Below are 19,197 nucleotides of genomic sequence, written 5' to 3' on the forward strand. Positions count from 1 at the left end.
CGGGACAAGCTGCAGGTGCCGCCGGACATCGACGAGGGCGAGCTGGAGCGGCTGGCGCTGGCCTCGGAGAAGGCGCAGGCCTTCCTGGAGGGCAAGACGGTGCGCCGGGTCGTGGTGCGCGCGCCCAAGCTGGTCAACATCGTCGTGGGCTGAGACGTGCGCGGCCCGGAGAGCCTGTGGAGGTCGGCCCCGCCCGCCTCGCGGTGGGCGGCGGCCGGTGTCGGCGTGCTCGTCCTGACCGGCGCCTCGCTGATGGCGGGGCAGGTCTTCGAGGAGAGCGGGCCCTCCGCGGTGGCCGGTCCGGACGACCGGTACACCGCGGCGCCGGACTGCGCCTCGGTCCCCGAGGAGGCGGTGGGCGGGCTGGTGGACGAGGCGGCGCTGGACACCTCCGGCGGCGGGCCGATGGACGACTCCGATGCGGTCCGGTGCGCCTGGACGTCGGTGGGGACCGGCGCCGCGCCGCGGACCCTGCAGGTGGACTTCCGGGCCTACTTCACCGACGCCGCGGGGGACACCAGCGGGGCGTCGGCCGCCGCCGACGCGGTGGCCGGGTTGGAACCGTTCCAGCGCGGGTCGGCGGCCGCCCCCGCGGCGCTGGGCGAGGGCGCCCTGCTGGGCAGGGCGGGACCGGCCGGGACGTCGGGGGAGGCGGTCTTCCGGGACGCCAACCTGGTGGTCCGGGTGGTGTACGTCGGCGCGGCCGATCCCGGCGCGGGCGCCATGGACGAGGGCCGGGCCCGGGACGGGGCGGCCCAGGCGGCGGAGGCCATCGCCGAGGCACTGTGAGTGCCGGGTGCGGCGGGTGCCGAGGGGACGGTGCGGCAGGGCCGGCCGCCGGGACGCCCGCACCGTTCGGACCGCCCGACGGGCCCGATCCGCTCGCACCCGATCCGTCCTGGGAACCGTTCCCGCCCCCGGGAGCATCGGAGTGTCCGTAAGAGCAGCCGCCGGGAGCGCTCGCGGGGGCGCCGCCGAGAGAGACCGGGACTAGGGGAGTCGTTCATGGACCGATCGCAGGACCCCGCACAGGCCGACGGCTCCGGACCGGAGCCGGACGAGCACGTGCCGGAGGCCCGCGCGGAGGTCGCTCCGGAGTCCGCCCCGGCGCGGGCGGGGGCGCAGGACACCCCGCCCGAACCGCGGCCGGAACCGGCGGAGGAGCCCCGGCCGACCTCGGAGGTCCCCCCTTCGGACCCTCTGGCGGAGGACGGATCGGAGCCTCAGGGCGCCGGAGCGGGGGAGAGCGGTCGGGAGCGGCCGGAGGCCGCTTCCACCGTGGACCCGCAGGACGGTGCGGAGTCGCCGGAGTCGGAGCCGTCCCCTGCTCCGGACCTCCGAGAGCCCTCGGGCGGTGCCGCGCAGGGTCCGCCCGCCGCGGCACGGAGTCCCGAGGCACCGCCCTCGGGGACACCGTCGGCCGCGCCGCCCGGCACGCCCGTTACGCAGCCCCCTCGCCCCGGACCGATTCCGGGCCCCGCTCCCGGCGCCGCCCAGGCTCCCGCTCCCGCGTCCGGCCCTGCTTCTTCCACTCCCGCGTCCGGCCCCATGCCGGGCCACCCGGCCCCTCCCGGCGCCCCGCATTCCGGGTCCCCGCACATGCCCCCACCGCCGGCCGGTCATCAGTCGGCCCATGGGGCTCCCCTCGGCCCGCCGCCCCCCGGAGGTCCTCAGGGCCCGCCTTCTGGGCCCTCCGCCGAGCCGCCGTCCCCGGTGGCGGGCGAACCCCGCGCCAACCGGGGGTGCGCGGTCGCCGCGGTGACGGCGATCGCCGCCACCGCGCTCGCGCTGCTGGTCGGCGGCGTGTGGGCGGTGGTCGCCCTGGTCACCATGGACAAGGGGTTCGAGCGCCTGCCGGAGTGCGCCGCCGCCGAGGGGGAGGCGCTCGACGAGCTGGTGCCCGGCTTCGAGGCGGGGATCGACGAGCCCATCGACGGCCTGCCCGAGGAGCAGCGCGAGGGCGTGCAGTGCCGGTGGGAGACCACCGCGGATTCCCCGCACACCCCGGCCGCCGCCCGCGTGGTGCTGGTGCGCGCCGAGGCGGATGCGCGGTCGTCCGGTGATGAGGGGGCCGCGGGCCTGCTGGAGGGCGCGTCGGAGCGGCGCGACCGCACGGCCCTGTCGGGCATGGGCGACGAGGCCTATTCGTGGTTCGAGCCGGACTCCGAACCGCTGGGCTGGGGGTGCGTGGGAACGCGCACGGACAACCTGTACGCGGAAACGTGCTACACGACGTCGGGGGACTTCGCCGGGACCGAGTCGGTATCCGAGGCCGACCTGGTGGACGGCGCAAAGCGCCTGGCCAAGGAACTCCAGGCCGAACTGGACGCCCAACGGGAGGGATGAGCCCACGGGAGCGGACTCCGGCGGCACCGGGGCCGGTCGGCGCCCCGCTCGCGGTCCCCGGCCGGGCGCCGTTTCGCCGGAGGGCCAGGTGAAGGGCGGCGACGACGGAGGTCGGCGGCCCTCACCGCAGCGTTGTCGGGTGGCGGGCGTGCGCGTGGTCGGCGTGATGGGCGGCGACGGTGTGACCGGGGTGGTTCCCGGCCCCTGCGTGCCGTCCGGCGGGCCCCTCGTGGTCCGGGTGGGCGGCGCGGCCGGGTGCGCGGGTGGTCGCCTGCGCTCGTGGCGGCCGCCGGGCCGGTGCGCAGGCCCGGAGGGGCACCCCTCCCGGAGGGCATGCCGGGCATAAGGGGTGCAGCGCGTGGGTTCGGCGATCCGGGGGTGGTGGTGCCGCCACCCGGTCAGCGATTCCGCGCAGGTTTCACCGCTATGGATGCCCCGGGAGCGCCCGTGGGGCCCGGAAGGCGGGTTCCGGGCCCGCGGCTACCCGCCCGGTGTCCGCTTCGCCCGGTTTTCCTGGTGTCGGGGCGCCTTCCTCGTCCTGTCCGACGGCCGGGGCGGCTTCGCGGGCGGCGCGGGCGTGCGTTCATCGCGATACGCGAGCGGGATCCGGTGCCAGGAGGGCCTCAAACGGCACACCGGGTACACACCCATCGCCCGACAGGGCCGCAGCAAGGGCCCCCGACCTGACTCGTCGGCGCGTCTGTTCCTCGGTGGGAGTGGGCCCCTCGCCGGTCGGCTAGCCGACCGCCCTGTCGAGGAAGGAATCCACGGCCGGGGCCACCTCGTCGGCGAAGGGGCGGTCGGCGTCGGGGACCACGGCTCCCGGGCCGTCGTCGTACTCGCGGAACACGTGGTCCGCGCCCTCGATGTCCACGCGCTCCGCGCCCGAGCGCCCGCCTGACTCCAAGCCCTCCATCAGGCGGTCCACCTCGGCCCCCTCCACCTGCGAGTCCTCGGTGCCCCACAGGACCAGGGCGGGCGTGTCCTCCGGCAGCTCCGCGGCCATCTCCTTGGGGTCCAGGGCGTCGATCTCCCGGAGGAACCCGGCGTTCTGCCGGCCGAACAGGGGCGCCAGCGCCGCTGACATGCCGCTCGGCGGATCCTCTCCGGCGCGCAGGCGGGCGATGGACAGGCGGGTGTCCGACAGCAGCTCCTCCGCGTCGGCCCGCGTCATCGCCCCCTGGCTCTCCGCGCGGCGCGTCTGCTCGGTGATCTGCCGGTCGATCAGGTCCATGTACCGGCTCCCGGGCGGGGCGGCCAGCACCACCCCCGCCGGGGCGGGCCCCTCGACCGCCTCGGGCGACCGGAGCGCGAACAGCGCGCCTTCGCTGTGCCCGAGGACCAGCAGCCGGGACCGGTCCACCTCCGGCTGCTCGGCCAGCTCGGTGTAGGCGGCCGCCATCTGCGCCTCGAAGCCGTCGAAGCCGACGGGGCCGCCCTCGTCGCGCGAGCCCGTTCCGGTCTCGCCGGAGCCGAGCTTGTCGTAGCGCAGCGAGGCCGCACCGGCCTGCGCAAGGACGCGGGCGAAGTTGAGGTTGGTGTCGGCGTCCGGGCGCCCCTCGCCGTTGCCGTCCCGGTCGGTGGGGCCGCTGCCGGAGATGATCAGGACACCGGGAACCGGCCCGCCGGCCTCCTGCGGCAGCGCGAACGTGCCGTGCAGGGTGTCCGGGCCGCTGCGGAACGACACCTCCCGCTCCACCGGCTCCGCCCCGGGAGGGGCGGCCCCCTCACCGGTGCCGCCCGGGCCGCACCCGGCGGCCAGGAGCGCGGCCGCCGCGGCGACGGCGGCGGCGCGCACGGGGGAGGAGGACGGTGCGGCGGAGGATCGGGTCGGCATGGCCCCTACCGTATTGGCCCCCGCGGGGCGGGGCGGCCCGGGAGGGGCGCCGTGGGGCGGGCCCCGGTGCGGCGGGCGGCCGGGCGGTGCGGCCGGGTATCCGTCGCATACCGAAACGGCGACGGCCCCGTGACGACCGGGGGTGGTCACGGGGCCGTTCCGAAGAGAGGCGAAGTCGTTATCCGGGGCCGGGGGGGCGGGTCCCGCCGCGGCTACATGCGCCGCATCACCGCGACCACCTTGCCCAGGATGGTGGCCTGGTCGCCGTTGATCGGCTCGTAGGCGTCGTTGCGCGGCATCAGCCGGACATGGCCCTCCTCGCGCCGGAACACCTTCACCGTGGCCTCCTCGTCGAGCAGGGCCGCCACGACGTCCCCGTTCTCGGCCACCGGCTGCTGGCGCACCACGACCATGTCGCCGTCGGTGATGGCGGCGTCGACCATCGAGTCCCCGACCACGGTCAGCACGAACAGGCGCCCCTCGCCCACGAGCTGCCTGGGCAGGGAGAACACGTCCTCCACCGACTCCTCGGCGAGGATCGGCCCGCCCGCCGCGATCCGGCCGACCAGGGGGACGTGCGCGGCCCGCGTCTCGTCGGCGCGGGGCTGTTCGCCCTCCAGGGCGTCCCAGGAGCGCACCGGGGGCTGTCCCGGGATGCGGATCTCGACCGCGCGGGGGCGGTTCTGGTCGCGGTGGAGGTACCCCTTGCGTTGCAACACCTTCAGTTGGTGCGCGACACTGGAGGGGCTCGACAGACCCACGGCGTCGCCGATCTCCCGGATCGACGGCGGGTATCCGCGCTGCCGCACGTAGCGGTGGATGCAGTTGAGGACGCTCTGCTGGCGAGCCGTCAGCGTCGGCGCGTCCGCCTGCCCGCCCGCCTCCGCCGGGACCGGCACCGGTCCGAGCGGCCCCGCGCCGTCCCCGCCCGGTCGAGGTTCCTGGGTTCGGTGCTTCTCCTCCGGCACGGCCGGCCTCCTCGGCGGTCGGTTGTGGCGTGTTGGGGCGTCGGGGGGCTCGCTTCCCGACCGTGGCACGTCGGCGCCGGCGGCCGCGACCGCGTCCCGGTGCGCCGCGCCGATGCCGAAGTGAGACACGTCCAACGGTAGTGCCTGCTCACGGCGATATCAAACAAACGTTCGAGATGGTGATGAAAAAATCCGGCCGTTGCGGTATTAGTCGAACATCAGTTCTAAGCGACTGGTGTTCGAAGGGGGCGACCATGTCCGATCCCTCGCCTGTCCCGAGAGCCGCGATCCCACGTCAGAGGAGGCCCGACGACGGGCCCGTCCTCTATGACTGGGCCGTCGAGGTCCCCGAGTGGAGACCGCGCCCGGCCCCGTGCTCCGCGCTGGCCGGGCTGCCCGAACTGCCCCTGGGGGGTGGGGCGGAGGCCGGGCCCGACCCGGGCGGCACCCCGGCGGGCGGCCCCGCGGGCACCGGAGGCGGCCGCCCGCCCGAGCGCGGGCGGCCCGCCCGATGGGAGTGGGCCCCGCCTCTGGCCCCGCGCGCCGCCGCCGCGCTGCGCGGCCGTTGGGCCGGGCTGAGCCGCCGCGGGCGCGTGGCCGTCCTCTCACTCGCCTCGGTCGGCGCGGGCGGCGCCCTCTCGCTCGCGGTCCTCACCACCACGGCCGCAGGGGCTTCGGCCTCCGAGTCGGCCGCCGGTGCCGCCTTCGGCCGCGACCCGGCCCCGACGGTGGTCGTCCGGGACGGGGATACGCTGTGGGGCATCGCCGAGCAGGTGCGCTCCGGTGAGGACGTCCGCAGCACCGTGCACGCCATCGTCGAGCTCAACGACCTGCGCGAACCGGACCTGCGGCCCGGCCAGGAGCTGCGCCTGCCCGCACGGTGACCACCGCCCGGGGGCCCCGCGATCGGGGTCCCCGGGTGTCGTTTCCCACGGGGTCCCCGGCGCCCCCGCGGCGACACGCCCGGGGCGGCGCGCCGGTTCGCCGCCCCTGACCTGCGGATCCGGCGCGACGCTCCGCCGGAGGGCTTGCGTGCGGCCCCGGCGCGCTCGTAAGTTGACCACAAGATCTAGTGCCCGCCGTGGAAGAAGCAGCCTAGAAGTTGTGCTTTAGTAGGTGAGGCTTTCCGGGGGACCGACCCGCGCCGCACGGGCGCTGGGCCCCTTCGGCGAGCGCGCGCGACTCCCGATTGAGGCGCTCCGCGACCGGTGCGGCGCCCCGCGCCGGGAGCGGCGGGGATTTCCGCGGGAGAGACGACTGGGAGGCGTGTCGGCATGCACTGTCCGTTCTGCCGCCATCCGGACAGCCGGGTGATCGACAGCCGGTCCACCGACGACGGTTCGGCCATCCGCCGCCGCCGTTCGTGCCCGGAGTGCGAGCGCCGGTTCACCACCCAGGAGACCGTGCTGCTGATGGTGCAGAAGCGCTCGGGGGTCACCGAGCCCTTCTCCCGCGGCAAGATCGTCGCGGGCGTGCGGCGCGCCTGCCAGGGGCGCCCCGTCACCGAGGACGCCCTGGCGGTGCTGGGGCAGCGGGTCGAGGAGGAGATCCGCTGCCGCGGAATCGCCGAGATCCCCGCGCACGAGATCGGGCTGGCGATCCTCGGCCCGCTCCAGGAGCTCGACGAGGTCGCCTACATGCAGTTCGCGTCGGTCTACCGGGGCTTCGAGTCCCTGGCCGACTTCGAGGAGGAGATCGCCCGGCTGCGCTCGGAGCGCACCCCGGTCCCGGCGGGACCCGTGGGCCCCGGCGGCGCGGCGCGCGACGGGGGTCCCGGACCCGGCGGCGGGCGCGCGGAGGCGGGGTCCGCCGCGGAGCCCGCCGAAGGCTAGGACCGGGCCGCGGCCGGCGGTACCGGCCGGGGCCCGCGCGGCACCGGGGTCCGCGGGGCGGCGGACGAGGCACAGACGGAACAGGGCCCGGAGGCCCGCCGCAGGCGGCGGGGACGGGCGACCCGATATGAGGGCGAGAGCAGGGGGAGCAGCATGACCGAGACCACCGGCCCGACGACGCGCAAGGGTGGCGGAGGCCGGCGCAAGGGCCTGAAGATGCGGCGCGTCTTCACCACGCCCGGCGTCCACCCTTACGACGAGGTCGAGTGGGAGCGTCGCGATGTGGTCATGACCAACTGGCGGGACGGCTCGGTGAACTTCGAGCAGAAGGGCGTCGAGTTCCCCGCCGCCTGGTCGATGAACGCGACCCAGATCGTCGCCAGCAAGTACTTCCGCGGGGCGGTGGGCACGCCCGAGCGGGAGTGGAGCCTCAAGCAGCTCGTGGACCGCGTGGTGGGCATGTACACCGCCACCGGCCTGGAGCACGGCTACTTCGCGAGCGAGGAGGACGCCGAGGTCTTCGACCACGAGCTGAAGCACGCGCTGGTCCACCAGCTCTTCAGCTTCAACTCGCCGGTCTGGTTCAACGTGGGCACCGCCTCCAAGCAGCAGGTCTCGGCCTGCTTCATCCTGTCGGTGGACGACACCATGGAGTCGATCCTCGACTGGTACAAGGAGGAGGGGATCATCTTCAAGGGCGGCTCCGGGGCCGGGGTGAACCTGTCCCGCATCCGCTCCAGCAAGGAGCTGCTCTCCTCGGGGGGCACCGCCTCCGGGCCGGTGTCGTTCATGCGCGGCGCCGACGCCTCGGCCGGGACCATCAAGTCGGGCGGCGCCACCCGCCGCGCCGCCAAGATGGTCGTCCTCGACGTCGACCACCCCGACATCGAGGAGTTCATCGAGACCAAGTCGCGCGAGGAGCACAAGATCCGCGCGCTGCGCGACGCGGGCTTCGACGTCGACCTGGGCGGCGCGGACATGTTCAGCGTCCAGTACCAGAACGCCAACAACTCGGTGCGGGTCTCCGACGCGTTCATGCGCGCGGTGGACAACGGCACCGACTTCGGCCTGGTCTCGCGCACCACCGGCGAGGAGACCGGCACGGTCGACGCCAAGTCGCTGTTCCGGTCGATGGCCAAGGCCGCCTGGGAGTGCGCCGACCCGGGCGTCCAGTACGACGACACCATCAACGACTGGCACACCGCCCCCGAGAGCGGCCGGATCACCGCCAGCAACCCCTGCTCGGAGTACGTCCACCTGGACAACTCCTCCTGCAACCTGGCCTCGATCAACCTGCTCAAGTTCCTCAAGGACGACGACACCTTCGACATCGAGGGCTTCGCCCGCCTCACCGAGCTGGTGATCACGGCGATGGACATCTCGATCACCTTCGCCGACTTCCCGACCGAGAAGATCGGCGAGACCACCCGGGACTTCCGCCAGCTCGGCATCGGCTACGCCAACCTGGGCGCCCTGCTCATGGCCACCGGCCACGCCTACGACTCCGACGGCGGGCGCGCCGTGGCCGCGGCCATCACCTCGCTGATGACCGGCACCGCCTACAAGCGCAGCGCCGAGCTGGCCGGAGTGGTGGGCCCCTACGCGGGCTACGCCAAGAACGCCGACGCCCACAAGCGGGTCATGCGCAAGCACGCCGCCGCCAACGACGACCTGCGCACGGTCGGGGCGATGGACCGGGCGATCGCGTCGGCGGCCACCGAGGCCTGGCAGCAGTGCCTGAAGACCGGCGAGAAGAGCGGCTGGCGCAACGCCCAGGCCAGCCTGCTCGCCCCGACGGGCACCATCGGCTTCATGATGGACTGCGACACCACCGGCATCGAGCCGGACTTCTCGCTGGTCAAGTTCAAGAAGCTGGTGGGCGGCGGCTCCATGCAGATCGTCAACCAGGCGATCCCGCGGGCCCTGAGGAACCTGGGGTACCAGGAGGAGCAGCTCGAGGCCATCGTCGAGTACATCTCGGAGAACGGCCACGTGGTGGACGCCCCCGGCCTGCGCCCCGAGCACTACGAGGTGTTCGACTGCGCGATGGGCCGCCGGTACATCAAGCCGATGGGCCACGTGGAGATGATGGCGGCGGTGCAGCCGTTCCTGTCCGGCGCCATCTCCAAGACGGTGAACGTGCCCGAGGAGGCCACCGTCGAGGACTTCGAGCACATCTACTACGAGGGCTGGCGCCTGGGCCTGAAGGCGCTGGCGGTCTACCGGGACAACTGCAAGGTGGGCCAGCCGCTGTCCACGTCCAAGAGCGAGGAGGAGGACAAGCCCGCTCCGGAGGTCGTGGAGGTCGAGCGCCCGGTCCGGCGCCGCCTGCCGAAGAAGCGCCCGAGCCAGACGGTCTCCTTCAGCATCGGCGGGGCCGAGGGGTACATCACCGCCGGGTCCTACCCGGACGACGGCCTCGGCGAGGTCTTCATGAAGCTCGGCAAGCAGGGCTCGACCCTGGCCGGGGTGATGGACGCCTTCTCCATCGCGATCTCCATCGCGCTGCAGTACGGGGTCCCGCTGGAGACCTACGTCGAGAAGTTCACCAACATGCGGTTCGAGCCGGCGGGCATGACCGACGACCCGGACATCCGCATGGCGCAGTCGGTGGTGGACTACATCTTCCGGCGGCTGGCCCTGGACTACCTGTCCTACGAGGAGCGCGCCGGACTGGGCGTGCTGTCGGCCGAGGAGCGCCGCGCCCAGGCCGCGGGCGAGGACCCGGCCCAGGTGGCCGCGCAGGTGGAGTCCTACTCCCAGTCGGCCCCGGTGGCCAAGCGGCAGGAGCGGGAGCGCCCGGCCGCCCGTGAGGAGCGCCCCGAGCCGGTGAAGCCGAGCGAGGGCTTCGTGGCCGACGCGCCGCTGTGCGTCACCTGCGGCACGAAGATGCGCCCGTCCGGCACCTGCTACGTCTGCGAGGGCTGCGGCTCCACCAGCGGCTGCAGCTGACCGGATCACAGGCGGGGCGCCCCTTGAGGGGCGCCCCGTTCCTCTTTCCACCCGTTTGCGGGACAGCGGGTGAGACCATCAGTAAGATCGGTGGCATGGCTACCGATTCCAAGGCGAGAACGGCCAAGTCCGCCGCCGCGCAGAAGAGACTGAAGAAGGCCGCGCACAAGGTCACGAGTGAGCGCGAGTCCCGCGGCAGGAAGGGCGAGCGCCGTCGGGGCGGTGAGGCGGACGAGGCCAGGACGCCGATGCGGAAGGTGAGCGTCACGCTTCCGGCCGAGCTGACCGACGCCGTGCAGGAACGCGTCGGTCGAGGCGAGTTCAGCAGCTACGTCGCGGCGGCTGTAGCGAGGCAGATCGAGCACGATCTCTTGGTCGACCTCGCCGATCGGATGGACGAGGAAGACGGTCCGGTGGCAGAGGAACTGGTGCGGGAGGCGGAGGCCGAATGGCCGGACGTCTGATCGCTCGGGGCGGCACCCTGGTCCTGGACAGTGAAGGCCTCGTCAAGCTGGCCGCTCGGGACGAGCGGGCCCGCGCACGCCATCGTGCGGTGATCGGGCGCGGAGGGCGCATCGCCGTCAGCGCTGTGACGCTCGCCGAGGTGCTGCGTGGTGCCAGGCGCGACGCTGCCGTTCACCAGGTTCTCAAGCACATCACCCTGCGCGAGGTGACCGAGAAGGCGGCGAGGCGTGCGGGCGAATTGCTCGGTGCATCAGGGCTGTCGGGGCACCGCTGCACGATCGACGCGATCGTCGCTGCGACCGCCTTGGAGGAAGAGCGCCCTGTCCTCCTGCTCACGAGTGACCCCGCAGACATGAGCAAGCTTGTGGAAGAGCCGGAGTGTCCGAAGGAGGCGAAGGTGGTCGTCATCAACATCTGACTCAGCCCGGTGCGCCCCCGATTAGCCGCGCTCCCGCACGGGTAACCCACGGTCACCGATCGAAAGGTGGCCGCCATGCTGATCGCCGAGCTCCTTCGTGCCAAAGGCTCCGATGTGGTGACGGTCCGGCCCGGCACCTCGGTGTCGGAGCTCCTCGACCGGCTCGCACGGCACAACATCGGCGCCGTCGTCGTCGCCGAGGCCGGCAGGGTCGCCGGCATCGTCTCCGAGCGCGACGTCGTCCGGCGCCTGGCCGAGCAGGGGGCGTCCCTGCTCGACCGGCCCGTCTCCGAGATCATGACCTCGGCCGTCATCACCTGCAAGACCTCCGACACGGTCGACGCGCTGACCGTGCTGATGACCGAGAACCGCGTCCGCCACGTGCCGGTGCTGGCCGCCGACGCGCTGGTGGGCATCGTCAGCATCGGCGACGTCGTCAAGAGCCGGATCCGCCAGCTCGAACTCGACCGCCAGCAGCTCGAGGCCTACATCACCCAGGGGTGAGGGCCCGCCCCCCCCGGACGGGGGCGGCCTCTACTCGCCGCCGGACCGCTCGCCGAAGGCCCACGCCGCGGCGGCGGTCCCGGCGGTCACCGCCAGCACCGACGGCCAGGAGCCGATCTTCTTGGCCAGCGGGTGGCTCAGCCCGAACGCGCCCAGATACACCCCGGTCAGCGCGGCGGCCGTGCGCGGGCCCGCACTGCGCCGCCAGGAGGCGTAGGCCGCGGCGCCGCAGGCGGCCAGCACCACGCCCCCGAGCGGGCGCACCCCGGTGGCCCGGGCGGCGGTGTACCCGCCGACGAGCCCGGCGGTGGTGATGACGGGGCTGGGAACCGAGGGCATGGTGCACGCTCCTTGCTGAACGGGTCCGTTCCGTGTTCACGCTATCCCCTGCGCGTCCCCTCCGCGCGGCGCCCCTTCCGTGCCCCCGACGGCCCGCCCCGGCCGAATGGTTGTCGTCGCGGCCGGAAGGGGGAATGAACCTTTATGTGACACTTCTTCTCGGGCGTTCGGACCTGCTGGGCGTGCTCGACCTGCACGCCTGCATCGACCGGCTCTGGGACGGCTTCACCAGCGACGCCGCCCCGGTCGACGCCCAACGGGTGCGCACCGACCTGCCCGGCCCCGGCACCGCCACCGCGCTCATCCCCGGCCTGCTGCCGGGCGTGCCCGCCTACTCGGTCAAGGTCAACGCCAAGTTCCCCGGTGCCCGCCCCGCCCTGCGCGGCGTGGTCTGCCTGCACGACCTGGGCAGCGGTGAACTGCTGGCGCTGATGGACTCGGCCACCCTGACCGCCTGGCGCACCGGCCTGTCGGCCGCCCTGGCCGCGCACACCCTGGCCCGCTTCGACGCCGAGGTGCTCGGCATCGTCGGCTGCGGCGCCCAGGCGGGGCTGTTCTCCCGCGGCATCATCGGCATGCGCCCGATCGCGCGCATGGTGGTCACCGACACCGACCGGGCCCGCGCCGAGGCGTTCGCCCAGCGCTGCGCCGAGGAGTTCGGCGTGCCCGCCGTGGTGGCGCCGGACGCCCCGGCGGTGGCCGCCGAGGCCGACATCGTGCTCACCGCCACCTGGTCGCGCACCCCGCTGCTGCACGCCGCCGACGTGCGGCCCGGGACCCAGGTCACCTCGCTGGGCGCCGACGAGCCGGGCAAGGTGGAGCTGGCCGCCGACCTGCTGCGCGCCGCGCGGGTGGTGGTCGACGACGCCCGGCTCGCACTGTCCGCGGGCGCCGTGGGCAACGCCGGACTGGACGCCTCGGCCATCGACGCCACCCTCGGCCAGGTGCTCAACGGGACCGAGCGCGGCTCGGCCGGGCCGGACGGCGTCAGCGTGTACGCCCCCGTCGGGGTGCCCTGGCAGGACCTGGCCCTGGCCTGGTACGGCTACCGCGCCGCCGCCGACCGGGGCGCGGGAACGGCGCTGGACCTGCTGGCCTGAGGGCCCCGGGGCGGGGAGGCCGGTGGTCGGCCCCCGGGAGGCGGGCGCCCCGGTCGGCGGGTTTCGGTCCCCTGTGGCGGGCGGGGCGTGAGTGACCGCATTCGATATCCGATGGTCACCCGAGGGAGAGCGGCCCGGCGCCCGCCATGTGGGAAGATGCGGCCACTTCACATCGGACGGCGGAACCGCCGCGGCCGCCACGGCGTCGAACCCCGCAGGTCCGACAACACCTAAGGAGTCATCACCCATGTCCTTCGCACAGACGGTGCGGGGGGCCGCAGCGAGCGTCGTCCAGGGGGGCGACCCGCGAGAGGCGGTCTCCGACGCACTCCGCGAGGGGGCGGAGGGGATCGGGCTCGATCCCAACGACTTCCTCGCGGCTCGGGACCAGGGCGCCTCCACCGGCACCCGGATCGAGCAGAAGAGCACCTCCCTCAACAACACGGGCGAGGCGCTGAACCGCAGCTCGTTCGAGCGCGGCGCGAGTGGCCCGGTGCACGTCATCTGCCCGATGGTCATCCCGCGCGGGCGCACCTTCTTCGCGCTGCTGCCCTCGATCCTGCTGGCCGTGGTCGGCCTGCTGGGCCTGGGCGCCACCGCCGCCCTGTTCGGCTTCGTGCTCAACCCGTTCTTCGGCCCCCACTACTGGCTCGTCCTGATCGGGTTCACCGCGTTCATGTGGTGGCGGCAGGGGATGGTCATGGTGCCCGACGGGTGCCAGGCGCTCATCACCCGCTTCGGCAAGCTGGAGCAGATCGTCGGCCCCGGCCGGGTCACGCTGCTCAACCCGTGGAAGCGCGTCTCCTACATCGTCAACACCACGCGCGAGTACCCCTTCAACGCGCCCATCCGGGAGGCGCCGACCAAGAGCGGCGTCAAGGCCTCGGTCGACCTGTTCGTGCAGTTCCGCATCGAGGACCCCGAGCAGTTCATCTTCGTGCTCGGCGCGGTGCAGGGCTTCCAGGAGAAGCTGAACAACGCCATCAGCGAGACCACCCGCAGCCTGATCTACGACCAGCAGGCCGCGGACATCTACGACATGGTGGGGGAGAACACCGCCCGGCTGTTGGAGAACCTGAACACCCAGTTCCTGCCGGCGGTGCGGCTGACCAACGCCAACATCACCCACGCCGAGCCCTCCAGCCAGGAGTACCGGATGGACCTGGCGGCCACCGAGATGGTGCGGGTGGCCAAGGAGGCCTACACCTACGAGTACGAGCTCCAGCTGCGCAAGGAGCAGAACGAGGGCGACCTGAACAAGGAGCTCGCCTCGCTCAACGAGACGCTGTCGGCGATCCAGGCCGACATCGCCCAGTACCAGGCGCAGATGGACACCGCCCTGGAGCGCGAGACCAACCGCGCCCGGGCCGAGGCGCGCCAGCGCTTCGTCGAGGCCGAGAGCACCGCCCACGCCAACGCGGCGCTTCTGGAGGCCCAGGCCCTGGACATCCGCGCCGTCAGCGCGGCCGAGGCCCCCGAGATCCTCGACTACCGCTACCAGCAGGAGCTGCTGGACAAGCTGGAGGGCATCGCCGACAGCCTGCCCCAGGTGCTGCACATCGGCGACGGCGACGAGTCGAGCGTCAACTTCCTGCGGGTGGCCCAGAACATCATCGGCGAGACCCAGTCCCAGCTCTTCTCCGACGAGGACATGCAGGCCGTCCGCACCCGGATGGGCGAGATCTCCGAGCGCATCGCCGAGCGGGAGGCCGAGATCGAGGCGCTGCTCCAGGAGGAGCGCACCACGGTCAGCGCGCCCGACCCCGAGGAGCACGACGTACCGGGGGAGGACCGGGTCGAGGAGATCCGCCGCTCGGTCTCCGACGAGGCGGTCTCCGAGCGCATCGATGAGACCGCGGCCGAGGGACCCGACGCGGAGTCCCCGGCGCCGACGGCCGCACCGCAGGAGACGGACGCCTCCGCCATGCCGCCGCCCGCCGGGCCGCCGCACACCGCACCTCCGCCCCCGCCCTGGCCGCAGCCGGGGACCGATGGGCCCGGACCGCAGGGAGGCCGCTAGATGAACCAGCCCACGCACGAGCCCCAGCGCGGCGGCTCCTCCATCAAGGAGTCGCTGGCCTCCTGGGGCGACATCGCCCGCCTGCTGCGCGGCGGCGACCAGGGCGCCCTGGTGCCGGTCGTCATCCCGCGCGACAGCCGCGGCCTGAAGTGGACCGCGCTGGTGTGGCTGGCGCTGTACCTGCTGCTGGCCGCCCTCTTCGTGACCGCCCTGCAGTGGCCGCCCCTGATGTGGCTGGCGGTGCTGTTCTTCGTCGTGGCCCTGGGGTCGCTCGCCCTGGGTCTGCTGTGGTGGTGGCGCTCCTCGATCGTGGAGATCGAGCAGGGCACCGTCGGCGTGCTCACCAAGTACGGCGCGGTCGCCGGCACGCTCGACCCGGGCCGCCACTACCTGTGGCACCCCTGGTCGCGGGTGGACTTCGTGGTGGACACCTCCACCGAGATCCCCTACACCGCTCCGGTCCTGGCCTGCCCCACGCACGAGAACGTGCCGCTGAAGTCGATCGAGTTCTTCCTGAAGTTCCGCATCGTCGACGCGGTGGCGTTCGTGCGCACCATCGGCGCCAGCAACTTCGACCTGGTCCTGTCCAGCGCGGTGCAGGACGCCATCCGCCAGCGCAGCAGGCGGGTGCAGACCGAGAGCGCCTACGACCTGCGCGGCTCGGACGTGGCCGACATGCAGGAACTGCTCAACCGGCAGCTGCGCCGCTACGGCGTGGAGATCCGGGGCTGCAACATCCCGGACGTGCAGCTGCCCAACCAGTACCAGCAGCACCTGGCGACCCGGGAGCGGGTGGCCAAGGAGCTGGTCGCCTACGAGCAGGAGTGGGAGCTGACCCGCAAGCGCCGCATCGACACCCTGCTGATGGACATCGAGCGCTCCAAGAAGACCCGCGACGCCAAGATCGTCGAGGTCAACGCGGCCCTGAACAAGGCCCGCAAGGACGTGGCGCAGATGCTGGAGGAGCAGGAGACCGAGGCCCAGCGGGTGCGGCACGAGATCGAGACGCAGGGCCGGGGCGACCTGGTGGCCGCGCAGAACCAGGCCAAGGCCCAGCGCCGGCTGGCCACCTCCTACCGGGACAACCGGGCGGTGCTCCAGTACGAGCTGGCGCGGCGCCGCCTGGAGGTCGGCGCCAAGCTGGCCCAGCACGCCCCGCAGCCGGTCGTGGTGCGGACCGACGGCGCCTCGGGCGACTCCTCGGCGCTGTCCACCCTGATGCTGGCCCAGATGCTGCCGGAGCTGGGCGGCCGCGGCCGCTCCCTGGGGGCGGGCCGGTCCTCGGGTGAGGGCGGGGGCGACGCGTTCTCTGAGGCCCAGGGCGCGGTCGCGGCCGCGGCCGGGCGCCAGCAGGACATGGCCCGCCAGTTCCAGAAGGACCAGAAGCAGGCCATGAAGGAGCAGTTCGAGCGCGGCGAGGGCTTCGAGGGGCGCGGCGGCCGCTGAGGCCGTCCGCCGCACGGGCCTTCTCGGGCGTTCCCCGGTGCCCCCGTACCCCCGGACCGCGGGGGGCGGGGGCACCGCCGTTCCGGGGGCGGACCGGACACGCGTCGGCCCTCCCGCACCCCGTGGGGCGGGAGGGCCGTGGGGCCGATGGGGCCGAACGTTGGTCCGCGCATTACCCCTGCTTGAACCCGGCGGCGGTAGTGTCGAAGCCATCGGGGGGAGATTGTTCCCGGATTCCCACCGCCGCACCGGCGGGATCGGTCGAATCCGGGAACAATTATTTTTGCGGGGTTTCCCGCGGGAGGCGCCTCAGGCCGCCTCGACCAGCGTCCGGTACCCGCTGTCGATGTCGATTCCGTGGCGGGCGGCGATCTCCACCAGGTCCTCGATCTCGGCCGCCTGCGCCAGGCACAGCTCCTCGTCACCGCGCGCGTGGGCGCGGCGCAGCGCCCGCGTGGCGTCGTAGATGCGCAGGTGCAGGGTGGTCAGAAACTCACTCATCGCCGGTACCCGTCCCTTCCGGGCAAGTCCTTCTCCGTTGTTCGCACCACCATTTCTACCGACGCAGGATAAAGCGGGGGTTAGAGGCGTGCAGACGGAGAAGAAAGGCGCCGGTGACATAGGACACCGGCGCCTCGGGAACCGTCTCGGGAACCGCCTCGGGGCGTCCGCGGGGAAGGCCGCGGGCGGTCGGGGGTCAGTACTCGGTCCAGGCGTACCAGCCGTCGGAGATCTCCTCGTAGACGCGGTTGCCGTGCCCGCTGATGAACACGCCCTCGTCCAGCGGCTCGGGGCTGTAGGCCAGGCCCGACCGGTTCAGCAGGCCCGCGCCCTGCACCCCGTACAGGGTCGTGCCGTCCTCCAGCACGCCAACCGAGGTCAGCGGGTAGAGCCCGGCCCAGTCGCCGTCCATCGGGACGGTGGTGGACCGGTTGGCGGTGTCGCGCACCTCCATGAGCTGTTCGGCCGAGGCGGCGACCCGGCCCTGCAGCGGGATGTCGGCGACGGCCAGCACGATCGCGGCGGTGGCCACCAGGGGCGCGGCGATCCACCGCAGCCAGTAGCGCCGCACCATCGGGCGGGCCACCCCCATGGCGATGCCCAGGCGCAGGGCGCCCATCGCGGCCAGGACGGCGCCGCCGCCCATGCCCAGGATGAAGGCGGGAAGGTGGCCGCCGGGCACGCTGTCCTCGTACAGCAGCACCAGGCCGATGCCGGTGCAGGCGGGCAGGTACAGCCGCCCGGGAGGGCGGGAGGACCAGGACACCAGGCGGCGGGCGAGCGTGGGCCGGTGGGCGATCCGCAGCAGCGGTGCGACCGGGTCGTCGCCGGTTCCGGCGGTGCTCGTACCGCCGGTACGTGGCTCGGAGCCCTGCGCCGGTGACGGACCGTGCTTGGGAGCCGAGGCGGTCATGGAGCGCGTTCCCCCAGGTGGACGTGGTGAGTGGAGTCGCACGACCGGGGGATCGGGCCACCGGCGGCGTCAGGTGCGTGACGGCCGCGTCGTCGCGGCCCGCCTTTCAGGATAGGGGAGCGGCGGCGCTTCTTCGGGCCTTCGGGCACGATTGGGGAAAGTTCCGCCCGGACGCGCATGGGCGCGTTCGGAAGGGGCGCCCCGCATCCGCCGCGCCCCGCGCCGCGCGAGCCGGTCGAGCGCGTAGCGCCCCGGGGCGACGGCGGCCAGCAGGCAGGCGGCGGCGAGCAGCGCGAGCTGCGCGGCGCCCAGATCGTCCGGGACCCCCGGCAGGCCGGTCCGCCCCGCCCACACCGCCCCTGCCCCGGCGGCCGCCAGCAGGGCGGTGAGCCCGCCGCTGACGGGCAGCCCCAGTCCGGCGGCGAGCATCGCCGCGCACGCCAGCTCCACCTGGGCCAGCGCCGCCCCGGCCCCGCCCGGTGGGCCATCCGTGAGCCCGCGCACCGCGTGCTCCGCGACGACCCAGGCGGCGCCGAGCCGCATAGCCAGCACCGCCGCGTCCCGGAGCCGCTCCGCGGCCCCCGCGCGGGCCGGTCCTCCGTCGGCGCTCCGCATCGCCCGACCGCCCCCTCAATCCACCGTCCGGTCGCCGGTCCCCAGGGAAACTACCCAAGGTGACGGTCGATGGCTCTGTGTCACACGCGGGGTGCGGCGAATCGGCCCGGCGCAGTAGGGTGGGGCGCCGTGGCAGCCTCGACACCCACCCCGAGCGAAGGGGTACCCGTACCCGACTACCGGCTGGAGCAGGAGCTCGCCGGGGCCGGGGCGCGCACCGTGGCCGGCGTCGACGAGGTCGGCCGCGGGGCGTGGGCCGGACCGGTGGTGGTGTGCGCGGCGGTGGCCGACGGCAGCCCCCCGCCGGAGGGCCTGACCGACTCCAAGAAGCTCACCCCCAAACGCCGCACGGCCATGGCCGAGGCCCTGGGCCCCTGGGTGGCCGACCACGCCATCGGCCGCGCCGAGGCCGAGGAGATCGACGAGCTGGGCATGACGGCGGCGCTCCGCCTGGCGGCCCGCCGCGCCCTGGAGGGGCTGCGGGAGCGCCCCGACGCGGTGATCCTCGACGGAAGGCACGACTACCTGGGGCCGCCGTGGGCGGTCCGGACCCAGGTGGGGGCGGACCTGGCCTGCGTGAGCGTGGCGGCGGCGTCCGTGCTGGCCAAGGTGTACCGCGACGGCTGGATGGCGGACCTGGAGGAGGAGTGCCCCGGCTACGGCTTCACCACCGCCGCGGGGTACCCGTCCCCGGTGCACCGAACCGCCCTCGCCGAACGCGGCCCGACCCGCCACCACCGGGTCAGCTGGTCGTTCATGGACGGCCTGCCGTACTGGTCCCACCTCCGCAAGCCCAAACCGGGCCCAGCGGGCCAGACGGCCCTGATCTGACCGCCCCGAACGGTCGGTGGCCCGTACGGCGGCGTCGTCGGGTGACAGGCGTGCAGATGGTCGCCGTGAATGGCGGTGACGGGGTGAGCGGGGCGGTTCCCGGGCGCTGC

The 19,197-nt window shown here is 73.8% G+C and carries 18 protein-coding genes; 12 read left to right on the forward strand and 6 right to left on the reverse strand.

The genetic code is table 11. From position 1 onward, the window contains the following. The first annotated feature begins 156 nt into the window (after positions 1 to 156). A complete protein-coding gene (locus D476_RS0128125; protein ID WP_017627224.1) occupies positions 157 to 789 on the forward strand; it encodes a hypothetical protein in 633 nt (210 codons plus the stop codon). A 924-nt stretch (positions 790 to 1,713) separates the two neighbouring features. Next, positions 1,714 to 2,346 (forward strand): hypothetical protein, encoded by a 633-nt coding sequence (locus D476_RS0128130; RefSeq protein ID WP_017627225.1) that lies wholly within the window; start codon positions 1,714 to 1,716, stop codon positions 2,344 to 2,346. Between the two features lie 736 nt (positions 2,347 to 3,082). Here the strand turns inward: D476_RS0128130 and D476_RS0128135 are convergent. Next, entirely contained in the window at positions 3,083 to 4,183 is a 1,101-nt protein-coding gene (locus tag D476_RS0128135) for an alpha/beta hydrolase (protein ID WP_017627226.1), read from the reverse strand. 212 nt (positions 4,184 to 4,395) lie between these two features. Beyond that, complete coding sequence (gene lexA, locus D476_RS0128140) at positions 4,396 to 5,082, reverse strand: transcriptional repressor LexA (RefSeq protein ID WP_239648847.1); 687 nt, start codon at positions 5,080 to 5,082, stop codon at positions 4,396 to 4,398. Positions 5,083 to 5,405: 323 nt separating this feature from the next. Here lexA and D476_RS35820 point away from each other — a divergent pair, with 323 nt between their 5' ends. The 6 genes from D476_RS35820 (at position 5,406) to D476_RS0128170 (ending at position 11,322) form a co-directional block, all read left to right on the forward strand. Continuing rightward, positions 5,406 to 6,035, forward strand: coding sequence for a LysM peptidoglycan-binding domain-containing protein (locus D476_RS35820; protein ID WP_017627228.1), 630 nt, complete (start codon positions 5,406 to 5,408; stop codon positions 6,033 to 6,035). Between the two features lie 390 nt (positions 6,036 to 6,425). Beyond that, positions 6,426 to 6,983 carry a transcriptional regulator NrdR gene (gene nrdR, locus D476_RS34850; protein ID WP_083939674.1) on the forward strand — a complete coding sequence of 186 codons (558 nt, stop codon included), beginning with the start codon at positions 6,426 to 6,428 and terminating at the stop codon, positions 6,981 to 6,983. A 153-nt stretch (positions 6,984 to 7,136) separates the two neighbouring features. Next, positions 7,137 to 9,935 (forward strand): vitamin B12-dependent ribonucleotide reductase, encoded by a 2,799-nt coding sequence (locus tag D476_RS0128155; RefSeq protein ID WP_017627230.1) that lies wholly within the window; start codon positions 7,137 to 7,139, stop codon positions 9,933 to 9,935. Between the two features lie 95 nt (positions 9,936 to 10,030). Next, complete coding sequence (locus D476_RS0128160; protein ID WP_017627231.1) at positions 10,031 to 10,399, forward strand: hypothetical protein; 369 nt, start codon at positions 10,031 to 10,033, stop codon at positions 10,397 to 10,399. Continuing rightward, positions 10,384 to 10,818: a type II toxin-antitoxin system VapC family toxin gene (locus D476_RS0128165; protein WP_017627232.1), complete on the forward strand. Its 435-nt coding sequence runs from the start codon at positions 10,384 to 10,386 to the stop codon at positions 10,816 to 10,818. Before D476_RS0128160 ends, D476_RS0128165 begins: the two co-directional genes overlap by 16 nt. A gap of 75 nt (positions 10,819 to 10,893) precedes the next feature. After that, on the forward strand, positions 10,894 to 11,322 hold the full coding sequence (locus D476_RS0128170; protein ID WP_017627233.1) for a CBS domain-containing protein: 429 nt from the start codon (positions 10,894 to 10,896) through the stop codon (positions 11,320 to 11,322). A gap of 30 nt (positions 11,323 to 11,352) precedes the next feature. Here the strand turns inward: D476_RS0128170 and D476_RS0128175 are convergent, their stop codons facing one another. Further along, positions 11,353 to 11,661, reverse strand: a complete 309-nt coding sequence (locus D476_RS0128175; RefSeq protein ID WP_017627234.1) for a hypothetical protein — start codon at positions 11,659 to 11,661, stop codon at positions 11,353 to 11,355. Between the two features lie 146 nt (positions 11,662 to 11,807). Here D476_RS0128175 and D476_RS0128180 point away from each other — a divergent pair, with 146 nt between their 5' ends. The 3 genes from D476_RS0128180 (at position 11,808) to D476_RS0128190 (ending at position 16,227) form a co-directional block, all read left to right on the forward strand. Beyond that, positions 11,808 to 12,761: an ornithine cyclodeaminase family protein gene (locus D476_RS0128180; RefSeq protein WP_017627235.1), complete on the forward strand. Its 954-nt coding sequence runs from the start codon at positions 11,808 to 11,810 to the stop codon at positions 12,759 to 12,761. Positions 12,762 to 13,008: 247 nt separating this feature from the next. After that, entirely contained in the window at positions 13,009 to 14,781 is a 1,773-nt protein-coding gene (locus D476_RS0128185; protein ID WP_017627236.1) for an SPFH domain-containing protein, read from the forward strand. Continuing rightward, positions 14,782 to 16,227, forward strand: a complete 1,446-nt coding sequence (locus D476_RS0128190) for an SPFH domain-containing protein (RefSeq protein WP_017627237.1) — start codon at positions 14,782 to 14,784, stop codon at positions 16,225 to 16,227. A 309-nt stretch (positions 16,228 to 16,536) separates the two neighbouring features. On the opposite strand, the gene D476_RS0128195 is transcribed toward D476_RS0128190, so the two are convergent. The 3 genes from D476_RS0128195 to D476_RS0128205 all read right to left on the reverse strand — a co-directional run bounded on the left by D476_RS0128195 (position 16,537) and on the right by D476_RS0128205 (position 18,256). After that, a complete protein-coding gene (locus D476_RS0128195) occupies positions 16,537 to 16,728 on the reverse strand; it encodes a hypothetical protein (RefSeq protein ID WP_017627238.1) in 192 nt (63 codons plus the stop codon). Positions 16,729 to 16,924: 196 nt separating this feature from the next. Continuing rightward, positions 16,925 to 17,641: a hypothetical protein gene (locus D476_RS0128200; RefSeq protein WP_017627239.1), complete on the reverse strand. Its 717-nt coding sequence runs from the start codon at positions 17,639 to 17,641 to the stop codon at positions 16,925 to 16,927. Between the two features lie 69 nt (positions 17,642 to 17,710). Continuing rightward, complete coding sequence (locus D476_RS0128205; protein ID WP_017627240.1) at positions 17,711 to 18,256, reverse strand: hypothetical protein; 546 nt, start codon at positions 18,254 to 18,256, stop codon at positions 17,711 to 17,713. 129 nt (positions 18,257 to 18,385) lie between these two features. On the opposite strand from D476_RS0128205, the gene D476_RS0128210 reads away from it, so the two are divergent. Then, entirely contained in the window at positions 18,386 to 19,087 is a 702-nt protein-coding gene (locus D476_RS0128210; protein ID WP_017627241.1) for a ribonuclease HII, read from the forward strand. Positions 19,088 to 19,197 lie beyond the last annotated feature (110 nt).

This window comes from Nocardiopsis chromatogenes YIM 90109 (assembly GCF_000341185.1).
Lineage (GTDB): Bacteria > Actinomycetota > Actinomycetes > Streptosporangiales > Streptosporangiaceae > Nocardiopsis_A > Nocardiopsis_A chromatogenes.

Coding starts and splice junctions, on each gene's coding strand:
- D476_RS0128195 (WP_017627238.1), bottom strand. CDS start 16,728: ATGAGTGAGTTTCTGACCACCCTGCACCTGCGCATCTACGACGCCACG.
- D476_RS0128170 (WP_017627233.1), top strand. CDS start 10,894: ATGCTGATCGCCGAGCTCCTTCGTGCCAAAGGCTCCGATGTGGTGACG.
- D476_RS0128190 (WP_017627237.1), top strand. CDS start 14,782: ATGAACCAGCCCACGCACGAGCCCCAGCGCGGCGGCTCCTCCATCAAG.
- D476_RS0128200 (WP_017627239.1), bottom strand. CDS start 17,641: ATGACCGCCTCGGCTCCCAAGCACGGTCCGTCACCGGCGCAGGGCTCC.
- D476_RS35820 (WP_017627228.1), top strand. CDS start 5,406: ATGTCCGATCCCTCGCCTGTCCCGAGAGCCGCGATCCCACGTCAGAGG.
- D476_RS0128185 (WP_017627236.1), top strand. CDS start 13,009: ATGTCCTTCGCACAGACGGTGCGGGGGGCCGCAGCGAGCGTCGTCCAG.
- D476_RS0128175 (WP_017627234.1), bottom strand. CDS start 11,661: ATGCCCTCGGTTCCCAGCCCCGTCATCACCACCGCCGGGCTCGTCGGC.
- D476_RS0128165 (WP_017627232.1), top strand. CDS start 10,384: ATGGCCGGACGTCTGATCGCTCGGGGCGGCACCCTGGTCCTGGACAGT.
- nrdR (WP_083939674.1), top strand. CDS start 6,426: ATGCACTGTCCGTTCTGCCGCCATCCGGACAGCCGGGTGATCGACAGC.
- D476_RS0128155 (WP_017627230.1), top strand. CDS start 7,137: ATGACCGAGACCACCGGCCCGACGACGCGCAAGGGTGGCGGAGGCCGG.
- D476_RS0128205 (WP_017627240.1), bottom strand. CDS start 18,256: ATGCGGAGCGCCGACGGAGGACCGGCCCGCGCGGGGGCCGCGGAGCGG.
- D476_RS0128135 (WP_017627226.1), bottom strand. CDS start 4,183: ATGCCGACCCGATCCTCCGCCGCACCGTCCTCCTCCCCCGTGCGCGCC.
- D476_RS0128160 (WP_017627231.1), top strand. CDS start 10,031: ATGGCTACCGATTCCAAGGCGAGAACGGCCAAGTCCGCCGCCGCGCAG.